Raw genomic sequence first — 15,575 nt, 5'->3', positions numbered from 1 at the left:
CGATTGGGGATTTTGAGCAAATGTGATCAAGATGGCTGCTAGAATCCCCCTGTTCCAAACTTCCCGGACCCGTGCACTTCATGCCCCTGTTCCACCGGAATCCTGACTCGCGCTTTATGACAGGCACTCGCGCCCCGCGTTTTGCGGGCTGGCCGCGCCTGCGTGCCATCTTCTCTCTGAACGACCCTCGCTGGGGCCGTAACGGTCAGGACGATGAAGACAAGGACAAAGACAAAGACAACAATCGCCAGCAGAACCAGCGTCCACAGGACGGTCCGCCCGACCTGGATGAGCTCTGGCGTGACTTCAATCGTCGCCTGAATGGCCTGCTGGGCCGCAAGGACAACGGCGGCGGCCCCGGCCTCGGCAGTGGCCCGCGCGTGCCTGGCAAGAGCTCCAATGTGGGCGTGGGCGTGATCATCGCGGCCGTGATCGGCATCTGGCTTGCCAGCGGCTTCTTCATGGTGCAGGAAGGCCAAACCGCCGTCATCCTGCAGTTCGGCAAGTTCAAGTACACCACGGGCCCCGGCATCAACTGGCGCATGCCCTGGCCGATCCAGTCGGCCGAGGTGGTGAACCTGTCGGCGGTTCGCTCGGTGGAAGTGGGTCGGGCCACGTCGATCAAGGATAGCAACCTGAAGGACTCGTCGATGCTGACGCAGGACGAGAACATCATCGACGTCCGCTTCACGGTGCAATACGACATCCAGGACGCCGGTGAATTCCTGTTCTTCAATCGTACCGACCGAGGTGGCGACGAGGAACTGGTCACGCAGGCCGCTGAGACCTCCGTGCGCGAGATCGTCGGCCGCAACAAGATGGATGCGGTGCTGTACGAGAACCGCGAGCAGATCGCCCAGTCGCTGGCCAAGTCGATCCAGTCGATCCTGACTGCCTACAAGACCGGCATTCGCGTGATTTCCGTGAACGTGCAGAGCGTGCAGCCGCCCGAGCAGGTGCAGGCTGCGTTCGATGACGTGAACAAGGCCAGCCAGGATCGCGAGCGTGCGATCAGCGAAGGCCAGGCCTATGCCAACGACATCCTGCCGCGCGCCAAGGGTACGGCGGCGCGCCTGAAGGAAGAATCCGAAGCCTATCGCTCCCGCGTGGTGGCACAGGCCGAGGGTGATGCGGCCCGCTTCCGCTCGGTGCAGACGGAGTACGCCAAGGCGCCGCAGGTCACACGCGACCGCATCTATATCGAAACCATGCAGCAGATTTACGCCAATTCGAACAAGATCCTTGTGGATGCCAAGTCGGGGAACAACCTGCTGTACCTGCCGCTGGACAAGCTGATGACGCAGGTGCAGGGAGGCAGTCCGGCGCCCGCGGCGGTTGCGCCGGGTACCAATGCGCCGGCCGTGCCGGATTCGTCGACGGACATCCGGTCGCGCGAGTCGATGCGCAACCGCGACCGCGACTCGCGCTGAGGAGACCCGTCATGAACCGACTGATTTCCTTTGTCATTGGCCTTTTCATCGTGCTGGCCATCGCGTCGTCGATGCTGTTTGTCGTCGACCAGCGCCAGTACGCCGTCGTGTTCGCCTTCGGCGAGATCAAGCAGGTGGTGCGCGAACCTGGCCTGCATTTCAAACTGCCGCCGCCGTTGCAGAACGTGGTGTTCATGGATCGCCGCCTGCAGACGATCGACGTGGCCGCCAGCGAGCGCTTTCTGACCGCCGAGAAGAAGTCGATGGTGGTGGACTGGTTCGTCAAGTGGCGCATCACCGATCCGCGCAAGTTCTTCGTGGCCTTTAGTGGCAACGTGCGCGGCGCGCAGGATCGCATGACGCAGCGGATCGATGCCGTGGCGCGTGAAGAGTTCGGCAAGCGCACGGTCGCTGATGTGGTGGCGGGTGAGCGCGAGAAGGTCATGCAGAGCATCCGTACCGGCATGGCCGAGTATGCGCAGTCCGTGGGCGTGGAAATCCTGGATGTGCGCCTGAAGCGCGTGGACCTGCTGCCGGCGATCAGCGAATCCGTGTATCGCCGCATGGAAGCGGAGCGCAAGCGCGTGGCCAACGAGTTGCGTTCGACGGGCGCCGCCGAAGGTGAGAAAATTCGCGCCGATGCCGACCGTCAGCGCGAAGTGGTGCTGGCCGAGGCCTATCGCGATGCGCAGGTAGTCAAGGGCGAAGGCGATGCCAAGGCATCGCAGATCTACGCCGACGCGTTCGGCAAGGATCCCAGCTTCGCCCAGTTCTGGCGCAGCATGGAAGCCTACCGCAACACCTTCCGCGACAAGCGTGACGTAATGGTGCTGGAGCCGAACTCGGACTTCTTCCGCTATATGCGCTCGTCCGGTGGTGCGAATGCCCCGGCTGCCGCCGGAGGCAAAAAATAGAGCGAAGCGCGCAGTTCGCGTGAGTTTCGACAAAACCCCGGTCCGTCCGGGGTTTTGTCCGGCTGGAGGCGGCGTGTCCAAGTGCGGCGCGCGCCTCGCCGGACGCCAGGCTGGCCATGCCGGCCTGCAACCGTTTTTGAAAGAAGAGATTTGCCATGTCCAACCACTGGCTCCTGCCCGAAAACATTGCCGACGTCCTGCCGTCGGAAGCGCGCAAGATCGAAGAACTGCGCCGCCGCATGCTGGACCTGTTCCGCACGTATGGCTACGAGCTGGTCATGCCCCCGATGCTGGAGTACCTGGAGTCGCTCCTGACGGGGACTGGTCATGACCTGGACCTGCGCACGCTGAAGCTGGTGGACCAACTGTCTGGCCGTACGCTCGGCCTGCGCGCGGACATCACGCCGCAGGTCGCCCGCATCGACGCCCACTTGTTGAACCGTCCGGGCGTGACGCGCCTGTGCTACGCCGGCAACGTACTGCACGCGCGTCCGGCGGGTTTCCACGCCACGCGCGAGCCGATTCAGATCGGCGCCGAGATCTACGGCCATGCCGGCCTGGAAGCGGATGTGGAAATCCAGGAACTGATGCTGGCCGCGCTGCAGGTCGCCGGCCTGACCGACGTTCGGCTGGACCTGTGCCATGCCGGGATTCTCGAGGCGCTGCTCGATGGCCTGCCGTCGATTCGCAAGATCGAGGACGCCATGTTCGCCGCGCTCGAAACCAAGGATGTGCCGGCGCTGCGCGAGCTGACCGTTGGCCTGCCACAGACCGAGCGCGATGCACTGCTGGCGCTGCCCACGCTGTATGGTGGCATCGACGTGATCGAGCGCGCCCGCGCCACGCTGCCGGGCAGCCCGGCCATCGGCCGCGCGCTGGACGAGCTGGCGGCACTGGCCGCGCAGGTCCGTGGCGCCAGCGTAAATATCGATCTGTCGGATTTGCGCGGTTACCACTATCACAGCGGGGTGATGTTTACGGCTTACGTGTCTGGGCTGCCCAACTATGTGGCTCGTGGCGGCCGTTACGACAAGGTGGGCGAGGCCTTCGGCCGTGCGCGTCCCGCGACCGGATTCTCGCTGGATCTACGCGAGGTGGCCGCGTTGTCGCCCGTGGAGGTTCGCGCCCAGGCCATCTTCGCCCCCTGGGGCGCCGATCCGGAGTTGCGTGCGGCCATCGCGTCGTTGCGCGCGGCAGGCGAGATCGTGATTCAGTCGCTGCCGGGCCATACTCATGAGCTCGACGAATTTAACTGCGACCGGCAACTGCTGCGCCAGGGTAACAGCTGGGTGGTGGTGCCGCGCTAAACCCCGGACCGGCAGTTCGCGCCGGTCCGGTTTCCCGCTCTCCATGTGGCCTTTTAGCGCCTTTCTGCCGATCCGGCTCCCGGATTCGGCGGCAAAGGTGTGTCATACGGGTGCCCGAAAACCGGGAACCGTTCGGCAACGAGAGTAGAATACGTTTTTAACCTTCTGACCAATTCAACATGTCCGCATCCGCAGTAGGCCAGGGACGCAATGTCGTCGTGATCGGAACCCAGTGGGGTGACGAAGGCAAAGGAAAAATCGTCGATTGGCTTACCGATCATGCAAAAGGCGTGGTGCGGTTCCAGGGTGGCCACAACGCCGGCCACACCCTCATCATCGGCGGCAAGAAAACCATTCTGCGACTGATTCCGTCGGGAATCATGCGCGAAGGCACCGTCTGCTACATCGGCAATGGCGTCGTGCTCTCGCCCGAGGCGCTGTTCCGCGAGATCGAGGAACTGGAAGCCGCCGGCCTGCAGGTGCAGAACCGCCTGCGCATTTCCGAAGCCACCACGCTGATCCTGCCGTACCACGTTGCCATCGACAAGGCACGTGAAGCCCGCCGTGGCGCCGCCAAGATTGGCACCACCGGTCGCGGTATCGGTCCGGCATACGAAGACAAGGTGGCGCGCCGCGCGCTGCGCGTGCAGGACCTGTTCGATCCGAAGCATTTCGCCGAACGCCTGCGCGAGAATGTCGAGTTCCATAATTTCATGCTGACCCAGTACCTCGGCGCCGAAGCCGTGGACTACCAGCAGATCCTGGACGAAACGCTGGCCTATGCGTCGCGCCTGAAGCCGATGGTGGCGGACGTGTCGGCCGAGCTGTACGCGGTCAACGCTGCCGGCGGCAACCTGATGTTCGAAGGTGCGCAGGGCACGCTGCTGGATGTCGACCATGGCACCTATCCGTTCGTTACGTCGAGCAACTGCGTAGCCGGTGCGGCCGCTGCGGGCGCCGGCGTCGGTCCGGGTCGTCTGAACTACATCCTCGGCATCACCAAGGCTTACTGCACGCGCGTGGGCGCCGGTCCGTTCCCGAGCGAGCTGTATGACAACGACAATCCGTCCCGTCAGGACGCCGTAGGTGTGCGCCTGGCCAACGTCGGCAAGGAATTCGGTTCGGTGACGGGTCGTCCGCGCCGCACCGGCTGGCTCGATGCCGCCGCGCTGAAGCGCTCGGTGCAGATCAATGGCGTGTCCGGCCTGTGCATGACGAAGCTGGATGTGCTGGATGGCCTGGAAACGATCAAGCTGTGCGTGGGCTACCAGCTCGACGGCAAGACCGTGGATATCCTGCCGCGTGGCTCCGATGCCGTAGCCAACTGCGTGCCGGTCTACGAGGAATTCCCGGGTTGGAACGAATCGACGTTCGGTGTGAAGAACTGGGATGCACTGCCGGAAGCGGCACGTGTCTACCTGAAGCGGATCGAGGAAGTGGTCGGCATTCCGATCGACATGATCTCGACCGGTCCGGATCGCGATGAGACGATCCTGCTGCGCCACCCGTACCAGGTAGCCTGCGCAACTGCTTGATATCGCGGATTACGCCGCGAGTTTACCCGCTGAGTATGTTCGTGGCGTCATGAGCGCCACGACCTCACAAAGCCATTCGGCCCGCGAGATGCGGGCCGATGCTTTATCTGTCGGCCACCGACCAGAGAGAAGAAAACATCATGAACCTGCCTACCAATGACGACGAGAACCTGTGGGTCTCGTGGGATGACTACCATCGCCTGATCGCACGCCTCGCGCTGAACGTGCACGAGTCCGGCTGGAAGTTCGACAAGATCCTGTGCCTGGCCCGGGGCGGCTTGCGCGTTGGCGACCAGATGTCGCGCATTTTCGACGTGCCGCTGGCGATCCTGGCGACGAGTTCCTATCGCGAAGCCGCCGGCACGCAGCAGGGCGACCTCGATATCGCGCAGTACATCACGATGACGCGCGGCGAGCTGTCGGGCAAGATCCTGCTGGTGGATGACCTGGTGGATTCGGGCGTCACGCTCGAACGCGTGGGCCGCCATCTGAAGGAGCGCTATCCGGCGGTGACGGACGTTCGCTCTGCCGTGCTGTGGTACAAGGCCTGCTCCAAGGTAGAGCCGGATTACCACGTGACGTTCCTGCCGTCGAACCCCTGGATCCACCAGCCGTTCGAGGAATATGACACGCTGCGTCCGCATAACCTGACCGCCTGGCTCAAGCGCGGCAAGCGGGCCAGCCTGCTGGAAGACGATTCGGCCGCCTGAGCTGCCGGAAGAGTCAGCAGGGCCGAGGCGGCATCGCCGTCGCCTCGGCACATCGCGATCAGTAACCGACGGTGTAGCGCTGGCGCACGTGCGCCGGTTTCTCAATTTCATCAAGCATGGCGATGGCGTAGTCTTCCATCGAAATCCAGCTTTTGCCTGCGGCGTCCGAAAGCAGGTTTTCCTCGCCCACGCGGAATGTGCCGGTGCGCTCGCCAGGCATGAACAGCGCGGAGGGCGACAGGAAGGTCCATTCCAGCTCCGATTCGCCGCGCAGCGCATTCAGGAAATCGCGGCCAGCAGCTGCCTCGTCCTTGTACTGCGCCGGGAATCCCGGCGTATCCACCAGTTGCACGCCAGGCCCCACATACAGACTGCCGGCCCCACCCACCACCAGCAGACGCTTCACCCTGGCCCTCTTGACGGCGCCGGCGATCTGGGCAGCCGTGGTCTGCAGGAACCGCACAGTGCTGATTACGGTGTCATGACCAGCCAGTGCTTCGCTCAGCGACTTATTGTCCGCCGCATCCACGTCGCGAGGGATCAGACCATCCCTTGCCGGCAATTGACTCGCGTGGCGGGCGAGGGCGGTTACGGTGTGGCCGCGGCGCAAGGCTTCGTCGGTCAGGCGGGAGCCCACGTTACCCGTGGCGCCGATGATGGCGATCTTCATGGTCGTTCCTTTGTTTTGATTCACATGGATCGATATGAAACCGGAGTGGTTACATATCGGGATAAAAAAATCAGCGCTTGCGGCGCTGGGCTGCGTGTTCGACGTCGGCGAGCATGCCGGCAATTGTGACTTCCGCGAGCGTGGCATCCATCGCTGCCTGCGCGCGATCCGCGACGTGCCGCAGCGCGCCGGTAATCTCGCGACCAACCATGCAGGCCGGATTGGGCGCGCTCTGGTGTAGCGTGATCAGCGCGGTGGTTTCCACGCTGCGAAACACCTCCAGCAGCGTAATATCCGTTGCGGGGCGAGCCAGCATGGCGCCGCCGGTGCTGCCCATCGTCGTGGTCACGAAGCCGGCCTCGATCAGTGCCCCGACCAGGCGACGGATCAGCGCAGGATTGGTGCCCACGCTGCCAGCGATCATCGACGACGGCACGGGGCCGTCCGCTTGCGCGAGCAGGGTGAGGATATGGACGGCGACGGCAAACCGGCTGCTGGTAGTCATGCGGGAAATCTCAATGTGAAACCATAATAGTTACAGATGGTTAAACTGTCAACGGCGGAAGTGAGTGAAGGTTGTTGTGCATTTCTCGCGATAGGCCGGTAAAACCTGGCGAGATAATGCCGGAATCGCCACTGAAGCTGATACACTCAACCACGGCGTAATGCCAGTAGTCGGTTGCAGTTGTGCTTCGGTAAGAAAAATCGGGAAGAACAGCCAGATAACAGAAAGGTTCGCGCAGTCATGCTGCTGCTGGCGATCCAGGAGAGGGGTGTACGATTTGGCAGTTGTGACAGGTCAGCGCGGAGGATTCGAGATAATGCCTTCGGAAAACAAAAAACCCGCAACAAACGTTGCGGGTTTCTCGCTGAATCCTGGTGCCCAGGAGAGGACTCGAACCTCCACAGTGTTGCCACCGCTAGGACCTGAACCTAGTGCGTCTACCAATTCCGCCACCTGGGCAGGTGTCGAAACAACCGAAGCGCCCATTATAGCGACCGTAAAACGTTTGTCAAATAGTTCCGAGAAAAATTGAATCAGAACAACTATCCGATCCCTAGCCGGGAAGAAATCCTCGGCGTGCTGAGAACTTCGGGGTCGCCCCTGTCGGCCGGTGACATCGCCAAGACCCTGGCCGTCACGCGCAAGGAGCACGACGGCTTCCAGAAACGTCTCGCCGCCATGGAGCGCGACGGCCAGATCGAACTGAATCGCAAGGGCCGCTATGAGCTGGCCCATCAGCCGAACTTCGTGCTTGGCCGCGTGCAGGGCCATCGCGACGGCTTCGGCTTCCTGATTCGCGACGATGGCGAGGACGATGTCTTCCTGCCCGAGCGCGAACTGCAGAAGGCCATGCACAACGACCGCGCCCAGGTGCGCGTCGTTGGCTACGACCGCCGTGGCCGTCCCGAGGGCCAGATCGTCGAGATCGTCGAGCGCGCCAACCGTTATGTGATCGGCCGTCTGCTATCGGAGAACGGCGTGCTGGTGGTGGCGCCCGAGGATAAGCGCATCGGCCAGGACATCCTCATTCCGCCCAAGGCGCAGGGCAAGGCTCGCGTGGGGCAGGTGGTGAGCGTGGAGCTCATCGAGTGGCCCGACCGCTATGTGCAGCCCGTGGGCCGCGTGGTGGAGATCCTGGGCGATATCGACGATCCCGGCATGGAAATCGAGATCGCAGTGCGCAAGTACGGCGTGCCGCATGCGTTCTCGCCCGCGGCGGCCAAGGAAGCGCAGGCGCTGCCCGATGAAGTCCGCCAGGCCGACCTGGATCACCGCATCGATCTGCGCGACGTGCCCCTGGTCACGATCGACGGGGAGGACGCGCGCGACTTCGATGATGCCGTGTATTGCGAGCCGGTCAAGATCGGCCGCGCCAAGGGCTGGCGCCTGATCGTGGCGATCGCCGACGTTTCGCACTACGTGCGTCCCGGAACGCCGCTGGATGCGGATGCGCTTGACCGGGCGACTTCGGTCTATTTCCCGCGCCGCGTGATTCCGATGCTGCCGGAAAAGCTGTCCAACGGCTTGTGCTCGCTGAATCCGCAAGTGGATCGGCTGTGCATGGTGTGCGACGCCGTGATCACGGCGAAGGGCGAGCTCAAGGGCTACCAGTTCTACCCGGCAGTGATGCATTCGTCGGCGCGCCTGACCTACAACGAGGTCTGGTCGGTGCTGTCGAACACCAAGGGTCCCGAGGCACACAAGCGCGCTGACCTGGTGCCGCACCTGCAGAACCTGTACGAACTGTTCCAGGTCCTGCTCAAGGCGCGACGCGAACGCGGAGCGATCGATTTCGATACCACCGAGACCTACATCGTCTGCAACGCGCAGGGCAAGATCGAACAGATCCTGCCGCGCACGCGCAACGATGCACACCGGCTGATCGAGGAGTGCATGCTGACGGCCAACGTCTGCGCGGCCGATTTCCTCGAACGATTCAAGCATCCCACGCTCTACCGCATCCACGCGGGCCCGAGCGAGGAAAAGCTCAAGAACCTGCGTGAATTCCTGAGGACGGCTGGTCTTTCGCTGGGCGGCGGCGACAAGCCGCAGGCTTCGGACTACGCCGAGGTGATGGACAAGATCAAGTCCCGCCCCGATGCGCCGATGCTGCAGACGATGCTGCTGCGCTCGATGCAGCAGGCGGTCTACAGCCCCGACAACATCGGCCACTTCGGCCTGGCCTTCGAGGCCTACGCGCACTTCACGAGTCCGATCCGCCGCTACCCGGACCTGCTGGTCCACCGCGCGATCAAGGCCGTGCTGGCCCATACCAAGTACCAGCCGGCATTCGCCCATGGCACCGAGCTCAATACGGCGATCTCGCCCAAGGCGCGCCGCATGAACGCCGCGGACGCCGAGAAGCGTGCCGAGAACACCGCCGCCCGCGCCAAGCGCAACGAGGCAATCTGGGACGAACTCGGCCTGCATTGCTCGGCCAACGAGCGTCGTGCCGACGAGGCATCGCGGGACGTGGAAGCGTGGCTCAAGTGCTATTTCATGCGTGACAAGCTTGGCAGTGACTTCGCCGGCACGATCAGCGCGGTCACGTCCTTCGGCATCTTCGTGCAACTGGACGAACTGTATGTGGAAGGCCTTGTGCACGTCACCGAACTGGGTAGCGATTACTTCCAGTACGACGAGGCGCGCAATGAGTTGCGCGGCGAGCGCACCGGCATTCGCTATCGACTGACCGACCGCGTGCGCGTGCAGGTGTCGCGCGTGGACCTCGATGCGCGCAAGATCGACTTCCGCCTGGTGCAGGAACCGTCGGCCAAGACGTTGCGTGCCCGCGTGACGGGGCCCGAGACGCAGCCGCGCGTGCCCGCCGCCCACGCGGTGCCGGCCCGCAAGAAGGGGCGGCAGCTCGCGGCACTGCTCGGTGGTACGTCCAAGCCCGAGGAATCGTTCGACGAGACGCTCGATCGCGTGATCGAGGAGCAACCGGTATTCGAGGCTGTCATCACGCCGCTCAAGCCGCATGTCGGTCATGCGCCGCATGGCGGCAAGCCAGCGTCGAAGACGCCCGCGGGCAAGTCGGGCAGGCGAGCCGCCAAGCCCAAGCCGGCGCACCTCGAAAAGCCGCGCAAGACTGCGTCCAAGCACGCGGCCAAGCCGGCCACCAAGAGCAGCCGGGCCACGCGCAAGCGCTGAGTTGCCAGCGGTGCCGATGGTGCCAATGGTGGCGGTAGCGCCCATGCGGCGTCACAGGACCGTTTGAGTGCGGCCATGGCGGGTACAATCCCGCCATGGCCAAACACAAACTCCTGATCGGCTTTCATGCCGTCAATGCTCGCCTTCGCCAGGACGCGAAGAGCGTTTCCGATATCTATGTTGAATCCAACCGGCGTGACCGCCGCATGCAGGACTTCATCCGCCTGGCGGAAAGTCTCAACGTGCGCCTGCATCCCGTCGACGCCGACCGCCTGCGTGGCATGGCCGGGACGGACCGCCACCAGGGCGTGGTCGCCCGCGCCGATGACATCGCGCTGGCGCTGAATCTCGACGAACTGCTCGACGGTATCGAAGGCACGCCACTGCTGCTGGTGCTGGACGGCGTCACCGATCCGCACAACCTCGGCGCTTGCCTGCGCGTGGCGGATGGTGCCGGCGCCCACGCGGTGATCGCACCCAAGGACCGCAGCGTGGGGCTGAATACCACCGTGGCCAAGGTCGCCAGCGGCGCGGCCGAGACCGTTCCCTACATCACCGTGACCAACCTGGCCCGCACGCTGCGCGAGTTGCAGGAACGCGGCATCTGGGTGGTTGGCACGGCCGACGGCTCGGAAAAGACGCTCTACGACGTGGATCTGAAGGGCCCGATGGCAATCGTCATGGGCGCGGAAGGTGAGGGCATGCGCCGCCTGACGCGCGAAACGTGCGACGAATTGGTCGGTATCCCGATGGCGGGCGGCGTGGAAAGCCTGAACGTATCGGTGGCCAGCGGCGTGTGCCTGTATGAAGCGGTGCGCCAGCGCCGCCTGCCGCGCTGACAATGACGCGAGACACGGCCGGCGTGGACGAGGCGCGCGGATGGATCGCGGCCGCACGCACGCTCTTCGTGCTGACTGGCGCGGGGATCTCGGCCGAGTCCGGTGTGCCGACATTCCGCGATGCGCTGACAGGCCTCTGGTCGCACTTCGATCCCGAGGACCTGGCCACCGAGGCCGCGTTTCGCCGCCAGCCTGCGCTGGTGTGGCAGTGGTATCAGCACCGGCGCGAGCTGGTGTCGGCGGCCAGGCCGAATCCGGCGCACCATGCGCTGGTGACGTTGGCCGCGCAGAAGCCGGTCACGCTGGTGACGCAGAACATCGATGGCCTGCATCAGCTGGCGGGCAGCCAGCACGTGATCGAGCTTCACGGCAACCTGTTCGCCAACAAGTGGCTTGATGGCTGCGGTCGTTGCGACACGGTGCCGCCCGTGCCCGGCGAGCCGCCGCTCTGCGCGCTGTGCGGCGCGATGATGCGCCCTGGCGTGGTGTGGTTCGGCGAGGATCTGCCGCGTGTCGCGCGTTATCGCGCCGATCATGCGGCGGAAAACTGCGACTTGTGCCTGGTCGTGGGAACGTCGGGACTGGTATATCCGGCGGCGGCGCTGCCCGGCCTGGCGAAGGAGCACGGCGCGAAAGTCATCGTGGTCAACACGGAGCCGTCCGCGCTGGATGCCACCGCCGATCTGGTCATTGCCGCACCGGCGGGGGCATGCCTGCCGCTGCTATGGCCGCAGGCACCTGCCGCCTCGTCATCCTCCGGATCCACGAAGCCTTCCCAGGCTTCGTAGTCCTCGTCGCTGGCTGCGGATTACGCGACCAGCTCTCCCACCAGCTTTTCCAGCTTGACCGCGTCCGCCGCGAACAGGCGGATGCCTTCCGCCAGCTTCTCGGTCGCCATCGCATCTTCGTTGAGTTGCCAGCGGAACGCGGGTTCGTCCGCCGCGATGCGCGCCACGTTGCCTGCCTGGGCCTGGTCGACCGACAGCTTGCGCTCGACCGTCGCATTGCCCGCCGCCAGTTGCTCCAGCAGTTCCGGGCTGATCGTCAGCAGGTCGCAGCCCGCCAGCGCCAGGATTTGACCCGTGCCGCGGAAGCTGGCGCCCATCACCTCGGTCGCGTGGCCGAACTTCTTGTAGTAGTCATAGATCTGACGCACCGAGCGTACGCCCGGGTCGTTGTCGCCCGCGTTCGCGGCGGCGTCCCATTTATCGCCGGCCTGTTTCTTGTACCAATCCAGGATCCGGCCGACGAACGGCGAAATCAATTGCGCGCCTGCTTCTGCGCAGGCTACGGCCTGCACCAGCGAGAACAGCAGGGTCATGTTGCAGCGGATGTTTTCGCGCTGCAGGATCTCCGCCGCCTTGATGCCTTCCCAGGTGGAGGCGATCTTGATCAGCACGCGCTCGCGTGCCACGCCGCGTTGCTCGTACAGGCCGATCAGGTGGCGCGCCTTGTCCACGGTGGCCTGCGTGTCGAATGACAGGCGGGCGTCGACTTCGGTCGATACGCGGCCCGGCACGATTGCCAGGATTTCGCAGCCGAAGGCGATCAGCAACTGGTCCATCACGGCGTCCAGCCCCGCCGTACCATGGTGGTCGCGTACGGCTTGTTCCAGCAGGGGCCGGTATTCCGGCTTCTGCACCGCCTTGAGAATCAGCGACGGATTGGTCGTCGCATCCTGCGGGGTGTACTGCCGCATCAGCTGGAAGTCGCCGGTATCGGCCACCACCGTGGTGAACTGCCTCAGTTGTTCAAGCTCGTTCATGATCTGGTTCCGTCTGCGCTGCAAGCGTGGAGGTGGGAAGAATGGATCATTGTAACGGCCGCGTGGCGGTTGGAAACGTCGGCGCGTGGCTTCAATCCGCTACACTACGCGTTTCCCCCAACGCAATCTGGCTGTTGTCATGACTCAGGATGAACTCAAGGCGCTGGTCGCGCAAGCTGCCGCGGACTACGTGAGGCAGGAAGTGCCCGAAGGCGCCGTGCTAGGCGTCGGCACTGGCTCCACCGCCAATCTTTTCATCGACGCCGTCGCGGCGTTCAAGGAACGCTTCGTGGGTGCGGTATCGAGCTCCGAGGCGTCCACCCGCCGTCTGCAGCAACATGGCTTCCAGGTGCTGGATCTCAATGAAGTGGACGAGATTCCCGTCTACGTGGATGGCGCCGACGAGATCGACAACTCGGGTGCCATGATCAAGGGCGGTGGCGGCGCGCTGACGCGCGAGAAGATTGTTGCCGCCGTGGCTGGCCGCTTTGTCTGCATCGCCGACGGCAGCAAGCTCGTCCCGTCGCTGGGTGCATTCCCGCTGCCGGTCGAGGTGATTCCGATGGCACGTGCGGCGGTGGCCCGCAAGCTCGCCGCCCTCGGTGGCCAGCCCAAGCTCCGGATGACCAAGGAAGGCGGTATCTACAAGACCGACAACGGCAATGTGATCCTGGACGTGTCCGGGCTGCGCATCCAGCATCCGAAGGAACTGGAGCAGCGCATCAACCAGCTGCCCGGCGTGGTGACCGTGGGCCTGTTTGCACTGCGCGGCGCGGATGTGTTGCTGCTGGGCACCGAAAAGGGCGTACAGCGCACGGATTACTGATCCGGACCGGGGCCGTCCAGGACGAGCCCAAGTACGAGTTCAGGTACGAGACCAAGCAAAAAGGGGTGCCAGCGGCACCCCTTTTTGCTTGGTTCCAGCCTGAATCAGGCGGACGGCGGCACGTAGCCGGCGGCGGCATCGGCGCCTTCACCGAAGAAATACTTCTCGGTCTGCTTGAGCAGGTACTGGCGCGCGCGGGTGTCGGCCATGTTCAGGCGGTTCTCGTTGATCAGCATGGTCTGGTGCTTGAGCCAGCCAGCCCAGGCTTCCTTCGACACGCTTTGCCAGATCTTCTTGCCGAGTTCGCCCGGCAGCGGTGGGAAGTCGAGACCTTCGGCTTCCTTGTTCAGCTTGATGCAATGGACCATGCGGGCCATGAGGGACTCCTTGTTCGTGTGGCGCTATTGTAGCCAAGCCCGGGCTGGGCCGGACTTGCCCCTGCAACCTTTACAGTTTCTTCATCAGCACCATGGACTTGCGCTGCCAGTTGTACAGCTTGCGCTTGTCTTCCGGCAGGTCATCCACGGTGGCGTGCACAAAGCCACGCTTGAGGAACCAGTGCTCCGTGCGCGTGGTGAGCACAAAGAGGCGCTCCAGGCCCAGGGCCCGGGCCCGGCGCTCGATGCGCTTGAGCAGCCGCTCGCCGTCGCCGGTGCCCTGGGCTTCCTGCGATACGGTCAGGCACGCCATTTCGCCCATGTTCTCGCGGGGGAATTCATACAACGCCGCACAACCGAACAGCACGCCGTCGTGCTCGATCACCGAGAAATTGCCAATATCGCGCTCGATGAGGTGGCGACCGCGCGGAACCAGCGTGCCATCGGCCTCCAGCGGCGCAATCAGCTGGAGGATGCCGCCGACGTCGTCGAGCGTGGCTTCACGCAGGCTTTCCAGATCGGTGTCGGACAACATCGTGCCCACCCCGTCGTGCAGGAACAGCTCCAGCAGCACGGAGCCGTCGAGCGAGTAGGGAATCAGGTGAGCGCGCGGCACACCGCCCCTGAGCGCCTTGACCAGGTGCTCAAGGTAATAGGCGACATCCGGCGGCAGGTGGTTGTTCTGGAGGCGCTCCACGGCGGTGCGCAGCGACATCTCCTTCATCAGCTTGCCCACCGGGTCGGGCACGCCGGGCACTTCGGTGATGAAAATCAGCTTGTCGGCCTTCAGCGCACTGGCGGTGGCGCTGGCCACATCTTCCATGGAGAGGTTGAATGCCTGGCCCGTCGGCGAGAAGCCCAGCGGCGACAGCAGCACCACCTTGCCGTGCGACAGCGACATGCGCATCGATTCGCCGTCGAGCTTGCGCACCAGGCCGGTGTGCTGGTAATCCACGCCGTTGACAATGCCCACCGGGCGCGCCGTGATGAAGTTGCCGGAGACGACGGACAGTTGCGCGCCGGCCATCGGCGTATTCGGCAAGCCCTGGCTGAACGCGGCCTCGATATCGAGGCGCAGTTCACCGGCCGCTTCCTTGGCGCACTCGAGCGCGGCATTGTCAGTGATCCGCACGCCGTCCGCGTATTGCGATTCCACGTGTCGCAGCGCCAGTTGCTCCTCCACCTGCGGGCGGGAGCCGAATACCAGCACGATTTGCATCCCCATCGCGTGCAGTAGCGCCACGTCATTAACCAGCGCGTTGAGGACGCCGGCCTTGACCAGTTCGCCACTAAAGGCAATTACGAAGGTCTTGCCGCGGAACGCGTGGATATAGGGGGCGACGGCGCGCAGCCAGTCGACAAACTGCTGCTGGTCCGGGCCGCTGTTCTCGGCAAGCTCCGAGGCGGCCGGCAACGTTGGCGCGGCCGGGGCGGCAGAAATGGAAAGGGGCGCGGGTCGCGGTTCGGCGGACTCCGCGACGGCGGCGGCGGCAGGCTCGGAGGCTTGCGGCGGTGTGTCGGTTCGGGCGTTCATCCCGCGGATT

General features: G+C 64.2%; 14 protein-coding genes and 1 tRNA gene. 9 read left to right on the top strand and 6 right to left on the bottom strand.

All coding sequences use genetic code 11. From position 1 onward, the window contains the following. Positions 1-80 precede the first annotated feature (80 nt). The 5 genes from hflK (at position 81) to BLR29_RS02080 (ending at position 5,896) form a co-directional block, all read left to right on the top strand. Positions 81-1,430 carry an FtsH protease activity modulator HflK gene (gene hflK, locus BLR29_RS02100; RefSeq protein ID WP_092134257.1) on the top strand — a complete coding sequence of 450 codons (1,350 nt, stop codon included), beginning with the start codon at positions 81-83 and terminating at the stop codon, positions 1,428-1,430. An 11-nt stretch (positions 1,431-1,441) separates the two neighbouring features. Continuing rightward, complete coding sequence (gene hflC, locus BLR29_RS02095) at positions 1,442-2,344, top strand: protease modulator HflC (RefSeq protein ID WP_092134256.1); 903 nt, start codon at positions 1,442-1,444, stop codon at positions 2,342-2,344. Positions 2,345-2,499: 155 nt separating this feature from the next. Continuing rightward, a complete protein-coding gene (locus BLR29_RS02090) occupies positions 2,500-3,651 on the top strand; it encodes an ATP phosphoribosyltransferase regulatory subunit (protein WP_092134254.1) in 1,152 nt (383 codons plus the stop codon). 179 nt (positions 3,652-3,830) lie between these two features. Beyond that, positions 3,831-5,186 carry an adenylosuccinate synthase gene (locus BLR29_RS02085; protein WP_092134253.1) on the top strand — a complete coding sequence of 452 codons (1,356 nt, stop codon included), beginning with the start codon at positions 3,831-3,833 and terminating at the stop codon, positions 5,184-5,186. 140 nt (positions 5,187-5,326) lie between these two features. After that, positions 5,327-5,896 (top strand): phosphoribosyltransferase, encoded by a 570-nt coding sequence (locus BLR29_RS02080; protein ID WP_092135382.1) that lies wholly within the window; start codon positions 5,327-5,329, stop codon positions 5,894-5,896. A gap of 58 nt (positions 5,897-5,954) precedes the next feature. Here the strand turns inward: BLR29_RS02080 and BLR29_RS02075 are convergent, their stop codons facing one another. From BLR29_RS02075 to BLR29_RS02065, 3 genes are all read right to left on the bottom strand, one after another. After that, positions 5,955-6,566, bottom strand: coding sequence for an NAD(P)-dependent oxidoreductase (locus tag BLR29_RS02075; RefSeq protein WP_092134251.1), 612 nt, complete (start codon positions 6,564-6,566; stop codon positions 5,955-5,957). A gap of 70 nt (positions 6,567-6,636) precedes the next feature. Then, positions 6,637-7,071 (bottom strand): Rrf2 family transcriptional regulator, encoded by a 435-nt coding sequence (locus BLR29_RS02070; protein WP_092134250.1) that lies wholly within the window; start codon positions 7,069-7,071, stop codon positions 6,637-6,639. A 372-nt stretch (positions 7,072-7,443) separates the two neighbouring features. Beyond that, positions 7,444-7,530 (bottom strand) — tRNA-Leu (locus BLR29_RS02065). A gap of 69 nt (positions 7,531-7,599) precedes the next feature. Here BLR29_RS02065 and rnr point away from each other — a divergent pair. The 3 genes from rnr (at position 7,600) to BLR29_RS02050 (ending at position 11,851) form a co-directional block, all read left to right on the top strand. After that, positions 7,600-10,224, top strand: coding sequence for a ribonuclease R (rnr, locus tag BLR29_RS02060; RefSeq protein ID WP_092134248.1), 2,625 nt, complete (start codon positions 7,600-7,602; stop codon positions 10,222-10,224). Between the two features lie 95 nt (positions 10,225-10,319). Continuing rightward, positions 10,320-11,063, top strand: coding sequence for a 23S rRNA (guanosine(2251)-2'-O)-methyltransferase RlmB (gene rlmB, locus BLR29_RS02055; RefSeq protein ID WP_092134247.1), 744 nt, complete (start codon positions 10,320-10,322; stop codon positions 11,061-11,063). Between the two features lie 2 nt (positions 11,064-11,065). Next, a complete protein-coding gene (locus BLR29_RS02050) occupies positions 11,066-11,851 on the top strand; it encodes an SIR2 family NAD-dependent protein deacylase (protein WP_092134245.1) in 786 nt (261 codons plus the stop codon). 20 nt (positions 11,852-11,871) lie between these two features. Here the strand turns inward: BLR29_RS02050 and tal are convergent, their stop codons facing one another. Then, entirely contained in the window at positions 11,872-12,828 is a 957-nt protein-coding gene (tal, locus tag BLR29_RS02045; protein ID WP_092134244.1) for a transaldolase, read from the bottom strand. A gap of 139 nt (positions 12,829-12,967) precedes the next feature. On the opposite strand from tal, the gene rpiA reads away from it, so the two are divergent. Continuing rightward, a complete protein-coding gene (rpiA, locus tag BLR29_RS02040; RefSeq protein ID WP_092134242.1) occupies positions 12,968-13,654 on the top strand; it encodes a ribose-5-phosphate isomerase RpiA in 687 nt (228 codons plus the stop codon). A 104-nt stretch (positions 13,655-13,758) separates the two neighbouring features. Here rpiA and BLR29_RS02035 read toward each other — a convergent pair whose 3' ends face one another. Together BLR29_RS02035 and argA are read right to left on the bottom strand one after the other, a co-directional pair. After that, positions 13,759-14,031, bottom strand: coding sequence for an oxidative damage protection protein (locus BLR29_RS02035; protein ID WP_092134241.1), 273 nt, complete (start codon positions 14,029-14,031; stop codon positions 13,759-13,761). Positions 14,032-14,101: 70 nt separating this feature from the next. Then, the gene (argA, locus tag BLR29_RS02030) at positions 14,102-15,565 is read right to left on the bottom strand and encodes an amino-acid N-acetyltransferase (RefSeq protein ID WP_092134239.1); all 1,464 of its coding nucleotides are present in this window, start codon (positions 15,563-15,565) and stop codon (positions 14,102-14,104) included. Positions 15,566-15,575: the final 10 nt, after the last annotated feature.

Origin of the sequence: Cupriavidus sp. YR651 (genome assembly GCF_900101625.1) — a bacterium.
GTDB lineage: Bacteria > Pseudomonadota > Gammaproteobacteria > Burkholderiales > Burkholderiaceae > Cupriavidus.
Note: the sequence above shows the minus strand (reverse complement) of the source record. Positions and strands in the feature narration are given on the sequence as shown.

What these genes read in the sequence shown, in the direction of transcription:
- rlmB (WP_092134247.1), top strand. Translation starts at nt 10,320, where the DNA reads ATGGCCAAACACAAACTCCTGATCGGCTTTCATGCCGTCAATGCTCGC.
- BLR29_RS02070 (WP_092134250.1), bottom strand. Translation starts at nt 7,071, where the DNA reads ATGACTACCAGCAGCCGGTTTGCCGTCGCCGTCCATATCCTCACCCTG.
- tal (WP_092134244.1), bottom strand. Translation starts at nt 12,828, where the DNA reads ATGAACGAGCTTGAACAACTGAGGCAGTTCACCACGGTGGTGGCCGAT.
- BLR29_RS02035 (WP_092134241.1), bottom strand. Translation starts at nt 14,031, where the DNA reads ATGGCCCGCATGGTCCATTGCATCAAGCTGAACAAGGAAGCCGAAGGT.
- hflC (WP_092134256.1), top strand. Translation starts at nt 1,442, where the DNA reads ATGAACCGACTGATTTCCTTTGTCATTGGCCTTTTCATCGTGCTGGCC.
- BLR29_RS02050 (WP_092134245.1), top strand. Translation starts at nt 11,066, where the DNA reads ATGACGCGAGACACGGCCGGCGTGGACGAGGCGCGCGGATGGATCGCG.
- BLR29_RS02090 (WP_092134254.1), top strand. Translation starts at nt 2,500, where the DNA reads ATGTCCAACCACTGGCTCCTGCCCGAAAACATTGCCGACGTCCTGCCG.
- argA (WP_092134239.1), bottom strand. Translation starts at nt 15,565, where the DNA reads ATGAACGCCCGAACCGACACACCGCCGCAAGCCTCCGAGCCTGCCGCC.
- BLR29_RS02075 (WP_092134251.1), bottom strand. Translation starts at nt 6,566, where the DNA reads ATGAAGATCGCCATCATCGGCGCCACGGGTAACGTGGGCTCCCGCCTG.
- BLR29_RS02080 (WP_092135382.1), top strand. Translation starts at nt 5,327, where the DNA reads ATGAACCTGCCTACCAATGACGACGAGAACCTGTGGGTCTCGTGGGAT.
- hflK (WP_092134257.1), top strand. Translation starts at nt 81, where the DNA reads ATGCCCCTGTTCCACCGGAATCCTGACTCGCGCTTTATGACAGGCACT.
- rpiA (WP_092134242.1), top strand. Translation starts at nt 12,968, where the DNA reads ATGACTCAGGATGAACTCAAGGCGCTGGTCGCGCAAGCTGCCGCGGAC.
- BLR29_RS02085 (WP_092134253.1), top strand. Translation starts at nt 3,831, where the DNA reads ATGTCCGCATCCGCAGTAGGCCAGGGACGCAATGTCGTCGTGATCGGA.